Annotated in this window: 8 protein-coding genes; 5 read left to right on the top strand and 3 right to left on the bottom strand. The window is 64.1% G+C overall.

Annotated elements, in window-relative coordinates; all coding sequences use genetic code 11:
- Positions 1–622: NmrA family transcriptional regulator (locus WBF82_RS01800; RefSeq protein ID WP_424381392.1), on the top strand; the 622-nt coding region annotated here is incomplete at its 5' end.
- Positions 615–1,517: an NmrA family NAD(P)-binding protein gene (locus tag WBF82_RS01805; protein ID WP_424381393.1), complete on the top strand. Its 903-nt coding sequence runs from the start codon at positions 615–617 to the stop codon at positions 1,515–1,517. The genes WBF82_RS01800 and WBF82_RS01805, both read left to right, overlap by 8 nt.
- Here the strand turns inward: WBF82_RS01805 and WBF82_RS01810 are convergent.
- Positions 1,467–2,027 carry a carboxymuconolactone decarboxylase family protein gene (locus tag WBF82_RS01810; RefSeq protein WP_424381394.1) on the bottom strand — a complete coding sequence of 187 codons (561 nt, stop codon included), beginning with the start codon at positions 2,025–2,027 and terminating at the stop codon, positions 1,467–1,469. The two genes, WBF82_RS01805 and WBF82_RS01810, sit on opposite strands and share 51 nt — an antisense overlap.
- A gap of 113 nt (positions 2,028–2,140) precedes the next feature.
- On the opposite strand from WBF82_RS01810, the gene WBF82_RS01815 reads away from it, so the two are divergent.
- Complete coding sequence (locus tag WBF82_RS01815; protein WP_424381395.1) at positions 2,141–2,896, top strand: SDR family NAD(P)-dependent oxidoreductase; 756 nt, start codon at positions 2,141–2,143, stop codon at positions 2,894–2,896.
- 2 nt (positions 2,897–2,898) lie between these two features.
- Here the strand turns inward: WBF82_RS01815 and WBF82_RS01820 are convergent, their stop codons facing one another.
- Entirely contained in the window at positions 2,899–3,708 is an 810-nt protein-coding gene (locus WBF82_RS01820) for an SDR family NAD(P)-dependent oxidoreductase (RefSeq protein WP_424381396.1), read from the bottom strand.
- Between the two features lie 85 nt (positions 3,709–3,793).
- Between WBF82_RS01820 and WBF82_RS01825 the strand changes: the two genes are divergently transcribed.
- On the top strand, positions 3,794–4,786 hold the full coding sequence (locus WBF82_RS01825) for an NAD-dependent epimerase/dehydratase family protein (RefSeq protein WP_424381397.1): 993 nt from the start codon (positions 3,794–3,796) through the stop codon (positions 4,784–4,786).
- Between the two features lie 5 nt (positions 4,787–4,791).
- The gene (locus WBF82_RS01830) at positions 4,792–5,367 is read left to right on the top strand and encodes a TetR/AcrR family transcriptional regulator (RefSeq protein ID WP_424381398.1); all 576 of its coding nucleotides are present in this window, start codon (positions 4,792–4,794) and stop codon (positions 5,365–5,367) included.
- Between the two features lie 3 nt (positions 5,368–5,370).
- Here the strand turns inward: WBF82_RS01830 and WBF82_RS01835 are convergent.
- A partial coding sequence (locus WBF82_RS01835; protein WP_424381399.1) for a VOC family protein occupies positions 5,371–5,620 on the bottom strand: 250 nt, incomplete at its 5' end.

Consider the following 5,620-nt stretch of genomic DNA (forward strand, 5'->3'; position numbering starts at 1 on the left):
GCACACGGGTTTGCAGTCGTTGGTGAACATGTCCCAGATCACGGCTCGCCCGGATCACGCGAGCCCCGCAGCCCGCCAACATTGGCTGGCCGAGCGCGTGCTCGACTGGTCGGGCATCGGCGCCACACACCTGCGCCCGCCGTTCTTTCTGGAAAATCTGGTCATCTCCGCCGCCACCATTGCGGCCGAAGGCAAGATGTATCTCCCTTACGGCCAAGGACGGCACGCTCCCGTCGCGGGAGCAGACATCGCCCGGGTGGCAGTGGGCATCCTGACCAATCCTGGCAAGCACACCGGCAAGACGTATGTGCCCACCGGCCCGGTGTCGTTGTCGATGACCGAGCAGGCGCGCGAATTAACGCGCGTACTAGGACGTTCGGTGGAGTACGTGGACCTTCCCGTCGAGCACTGGCGGCAGGCCCTATCTGAGCTCGACAGTATGTCGCCTTACTTGATCGAGCACCTCTCGGCCGTGGCCGTGAGCTACCAGCACGGTGAATTCGACGCAGTGACTGATGTCGTCGAAACGATCGGCGGCGCCCCGCCGCAATCGTTGGAGGCGTTCATTCGCCAGCACCAAACGATGTTCGGTGTAGCGCAGGAGGCTCGCCGAAATGCCTAGCGAATCACGGCACCGAGGGCTGATCTCAGTGATCGGCGCCACCGGCCAGCAAGGCGGCGCTGTCGTCGACGCTCTTCTGAACCTTGCAGTCCCGATTCGCGCAGTTATTCGAAATCCAAACGGCGACAAGGCTCATAGGCTCGCGGAGCGCGGAGTCGAGGTAGCCTACGCAGACCTCGAAGACGTCGGTTCGGTGCGGGCGGCGTTCGACGGTGCTGCGGCGGCGTTCGCGATGACCACCCACGACGGGCCGGACGGTCCGCAGCGCGAAGTTGCCCACGGGCAGGTGATCGCGGCGGCCGCCGCCGATGCCGGGTTGCCGTTCCTGGTTTACAGCTCGATCGGCGGTGTCGAACGTGACAGCGGTGTGCCGCATTTCGAAAGCAAGCATCGCATTGAGCAACGTCTACTCGAGTCCGTCCCGGTGACCTTTGTGCGGCCAACGTTCTTTATGGAGACGCTGCGCATGATGATCCGGCACGACGGGGATCGTGTCGCCGTCGCGATGCCCTTGCCTGGCGATGTTGCGGTGCAGATGATTTCGGTGCGGGACATCGGCCGGGTGGCGGCGACTATCTTGGCAAAGGGCGAGCCTGCGGTGGCGCCGGTGGAGATCGCCGGTGATGAGCTGACCGGCGAGCAGATCGCCGAGCGGATCGCCCAACGGCTCGGCTTACCCGCCACCTACGTGCAACTGCCCCTAGATGTCCTGGGCGACGACCACGACCTCAAGATGATGTTCCGTTGGTTGGCCCGCCTGCCTGCCTATCAAGCAGATTTCGCGCGCACCCGAGAGCTAGTTGGCGATGTGCAGGACTTGTCGGGGTGGTTGGCCGAGAAGCCGTCAGACGGCGCGGTCGATCTGGTCGGGGGAGTACTGGATGACGGGAGCTGAGTCGCCGTAGATGTTCAGGGTGTGAATGAAGCGGTGTAGTCCCATGGCCGACGCGCAGGTGAAGCCAAGCTCCACGATCTGAGCCGCGGTGAAGTGCTCGCCGAGGCGCCGATAGAACTCGTCGTCAATCGCGTGGTGATCCGCCGAGAGCAGATCAAGGAATTCGATGGCGATCTGCTCCTGCGGCGTGAGCGTGCCATGGCCCGGCGCGAGAAGACATGCAACATCGTCGTCGGTGATCGAATCGTGCTTACGCGATTGGCTGCAGGGCTCGCATTCGCCCAGTTGCGCGCTGCGAATGCGGACGAGCTCCAACAGTCGGCCGCCCAGCAGCGTGTCAGCCCCCAGGTAGGTGCGCGCCATGTTCACCTGGGCAAGTTGGGCGCTGCGATAGGCGAAGATCTGCAGCGGCACTGGTGTGGCGTATAGCCCATCGGCTACGCCGCCCTCGACTATTTCGCGCGATTGCTCACTGAGCTGATCCATCGGGATCGGTGCGATACGTGGCATACCTTGACCGTAACGCCGTCCAGGTTTGTTCGGCGGCAGTTGTGCGATTGGCGGCGGGCCAACTAGCGAGGGAGGCGGCGCAGGTGTCTCGTTTGATCGGCAAGATAGCAATTGTGACGGGTGGCGCCGGGGGTATCGGTGCGGCAACTGTGCAGGCTCTCGCGGGCGAGGGCGCTTCGGTTGCGGTCGTCGACATCGACGAGAACAAAGCAGCCCAGGTCGCCGCCGAAGTCGTCGCATCCGGAGGCGACGCCATTGCCCTCGGCGGCGACCTGTCGGTCGAGGCCGCCGCCGAAGCGGCAGTGCGGTCCACGCTCGCCCGGTTTGGCCGGCTGGACATCCTGCACAACAACGCTGCCCTGACGGCTTCCGATTTTCTGGTCCGCGACACCACAGTGACGGAAATGGCGCTCGACGTGTGGGAGCGCTCGGTCGCGGTCAACCTGAGCTCGCAAATGTTGATGTGCAAGCACGCCATCCCGGCGATGGTCCAGACCGGCGGAGGGTCGATCATCAACATGTCGTCGGGGGCGGCGCTGTCGGGTGACCGCACCCGCGTCGCGTATGCCGTCGCCAAGGCCGGGGTAAACACGCTGACGATGTATGTTGCGACCAGTCACGGCAAGCAGGGTGTGCGAGCGAATACCGTTGTGCCGGGCTTGATCCTGACCGATGCAGTCAAGAAACATCTCTCGGAAGACATACTGGCGAGCCTGGGGAACGCCACCCTCACACCTTATCCGGGCAGGCCCGAGGATGTCGCAGACCTCGTGGTATTCCTGGCATCCGGCGAATCGCGTTACATCACCGGCCAAATGATCTGCATCGACGGGGGCATGTCGACCCACGTGGCGGCCAAGACGGATTGACGTTACCGCGCCGGGCCGAGAACGTACTCACCGGTGGTCGGGTGGTGGTACCAGCCACACGACGCCTGGGTCCCACCGTCGACGTGAATGGTTTGGCCAGTGATATAGCTGGCCATGTCAGACGCCAGGAAGACTGCGGCGCAAGCCATTTCATCGACATGGCCTGCTCGGCCCATCGGCACAACGAGGCCGAACTGCTGGCCGGCATTCGGGCCTGCGATCGCAGCTATCCCCTCGGTCAGCGTGATATCGGGTGCCAGGGCATTAATCCGGATGCCGTGCGGCGCGAGCTCAAGGGCGGCAGTCTTGGTGTAGTTGATGACACCGGCCTTGGCCGCCGCGTACGTCGCGAAACCCGGTGCGGCCCTGATACCTTCGATCGAGGTCACGTTGACGATGCTGCCGGACATCTTCTCCTCGACGATTCCACGAGCTACCCGCTGGGTGCATAGGTAGACGTGGCGAAGGTTGGCCCGGTACAGGGCATCCCAGCCGTTCTCGGTGGTTTCCAGGATCGAGGACTGGAACACCCCGCCGGCGTTGTTCACCAGGATGGTCACCGGCCCGAGTTCGGCGACCGTGCGCGCCAGCGCGGCGTCGACCTGTGCGCTGTCGCGGACATCGGTGGTGATACCCAACGCGCCGATCTCCGCTGCCGCGGCGGCGCACGACTCTGGATTGCGTTCCCAGATCGCGACCGTGGCTCCGAACGCTTTGAGACCTGCCGCGACACCGCGGCCGATACCGGCTCCGCCGCCGGTGACCACCGCAACGCGGTCGGTCAACAGAATCTTCGAGGGATCGATAGGCATGCAGAAACCCTAGAACAACGGCAGGTGACGTGTTACTTTCTTTACGTCTTGTGTTGTGAATGTAAAACAACAAGGGTGGCCTATCGTGCCCAGCACCATCTTCGTGACCGGCGGCACCGGTCAAACCGGGTCCAACGTTTGCGAACAGCTGGTCGAGCGGGGCGACCACGTGCGCGCGCTGGTACGTAATCCCGACGAGGCCGCCGCGCTCGCCGAGATCGGTGTCGAGCTCGTCAAGGGCGACGTCTCGGACGCCGACGATGTCCGTCGCGCGGCGAAGGGAGCAGAGGCCGCGATTCACTGCGCGGCACTGCTTGGGGGCGCAAGCCAAGACTTGGAAGACTTCAAGGCGGTCAACACGATTGGTACGACGAACGTCCTGAATGCGGCAAAGACGCTGGATTTTCGTCGGGTGGTCGCGCTGAGCACAGCCACGTTTCTCAACCTCAGCAAGGGGCTACCGTTCGAGGAGGCGCCCGTCCTCGAGAAGCCACCAAACGACCCCTACACCGTCACCAAACTCGCGGCGTTTCTCGAAGCGCACAAGCGTGCCGAGGCGGGCGATGACGTGCTCACCTGCCATCCGGGAGCGATTTACGGTCCGGGCCTGGTCGTCGAGCGTGCCCTGCACCGAACCAGCTTCAACCGCGTCTTGTTGGCCGGGATGCGAGGGCGGATCAAGCGGTATCTGGCATTCCCTGTGACGTGGGTGGCCGGCGCCGACGTCGCAGCGGGAGCGATCGCTGCCCTGGACCGAGGGGTCGCGGGCGAACGTTACTTGCTGATCGGCCGGCCGGAGGACACTTTCAGCACCGCGGGCGGCATCAATCGCGCCTGTGAGATCGCGGGCATCGACCACCGCGTGGAGGACCTGGACTATCGCTCCGACCCGGAGGCACTGACGGCCGAATTCGGCCCCACGTTGATGGCGATCGCCAAAGCCGCAGCGAAGCAAGTGCGGACGCCGAGGCCTCGCGACAACCTCACCAGCCGGCGGCTCGATTATCAGCCGATGTCCTTCGACAACGGGCTGCGCTTGCTCATCGGATGGCTGCGCAAACTCGGTCGCCTGGAATGAGCCGAGTGGCGAGCGAGTCCGCAGCACGTCAATCCCCGTTGGATCGCAGGGATAAGTCCGAACGCATACTCACCGCGGCGCGGCGGCTCGTCGGTCAACAGGGCGCCCGCAGATTGTCGTTGACGGATGTGGCAACGCTTGCTGGGATTTCGCGACCCACCCTCTACCGCTACTTCCCCACCAAGGAAGACTTGCTCACTGCGCTGGGGAAGCTTGAATACCAGCGAATCAACGTGGCAATGCAGCAGGCCATCTCGGGCGTATCGGGCCTGGAGCGGCTCGAGGCGGCAGTCGATGTCGTTGCGGCCTTCCTTCGCGAACAACCGCCCCGCAGCCTCGTCGACCTCGACCCAGGATTCGTCAACGACGAAATGGCGCGCGTGCTGCCCACGGTTGCAGAGGTGTTGGCGGCTGTCCTCACCCAATGCGCCGATGAGGCCGACATCGCTTTTCCCGCTTCCCCGCATGACATGGCGGGTGCCATCGCACGAATAGCGTTGAGCCACTATATCTTTCCCGACGTCGATGCTGAAGCAGCCCGCCGTCAGATCCGCGCCGCAGCGGGACTACCCGCCAGCTAGCGGTCAGGCTCGGGTCATGCGGCGCAATGTGATTGGGTTGTTCGGCTCGGCCCAGGTGATTTCGAAGTAGTTGTCTTCTGGGTCGCAAAGGTAGGCAGAGCGGCCGGCGAAGAACTCGGCGTCGACGGGCTCTTTCGTAACGCGCGCCCCCGCGTTGCGCATGTGCTCGGTCAGCTCGTCGACCTCTTCGGCTGTGTCGACCATGATGCCAACGGTGGAGCGGATCCCTGCACTGCCCAGGTCCGGTTCGGTG

The organism is Mycobacterium sp. (assembly GCF_049673265.1).
GTDB lineage: Bacteria > Actinomycetota > Actinomycetes > Mycobacteriales > Mycobacteriaceae > Mycobacterium.

Bases quoted from the DNA above. Each gene is read 5' to 3' on its own strand.
- WBF82_RS01820 (WP_424381396.1), bottom strand. From the start codon at position 3,708: ATGCCTATCGATCCCTCGAAGATTCTGTTGACCGACCGCGTTGCGGTG.
- WBF82_RS01805 (WP_424381393.1), top strand. From the start codon at position 615: ATGCCTAGCGAATCACGGCACCGAGGGCTGATCTCAGTGATCGGCGCC.
- WBF82_RS01810 (WP_424381394.1), bottom strand. From the start codon at position 2,027: ATGCCACGTATCGCACCGATCCCGATGGATCAGCTCAGTGAGCAATCG.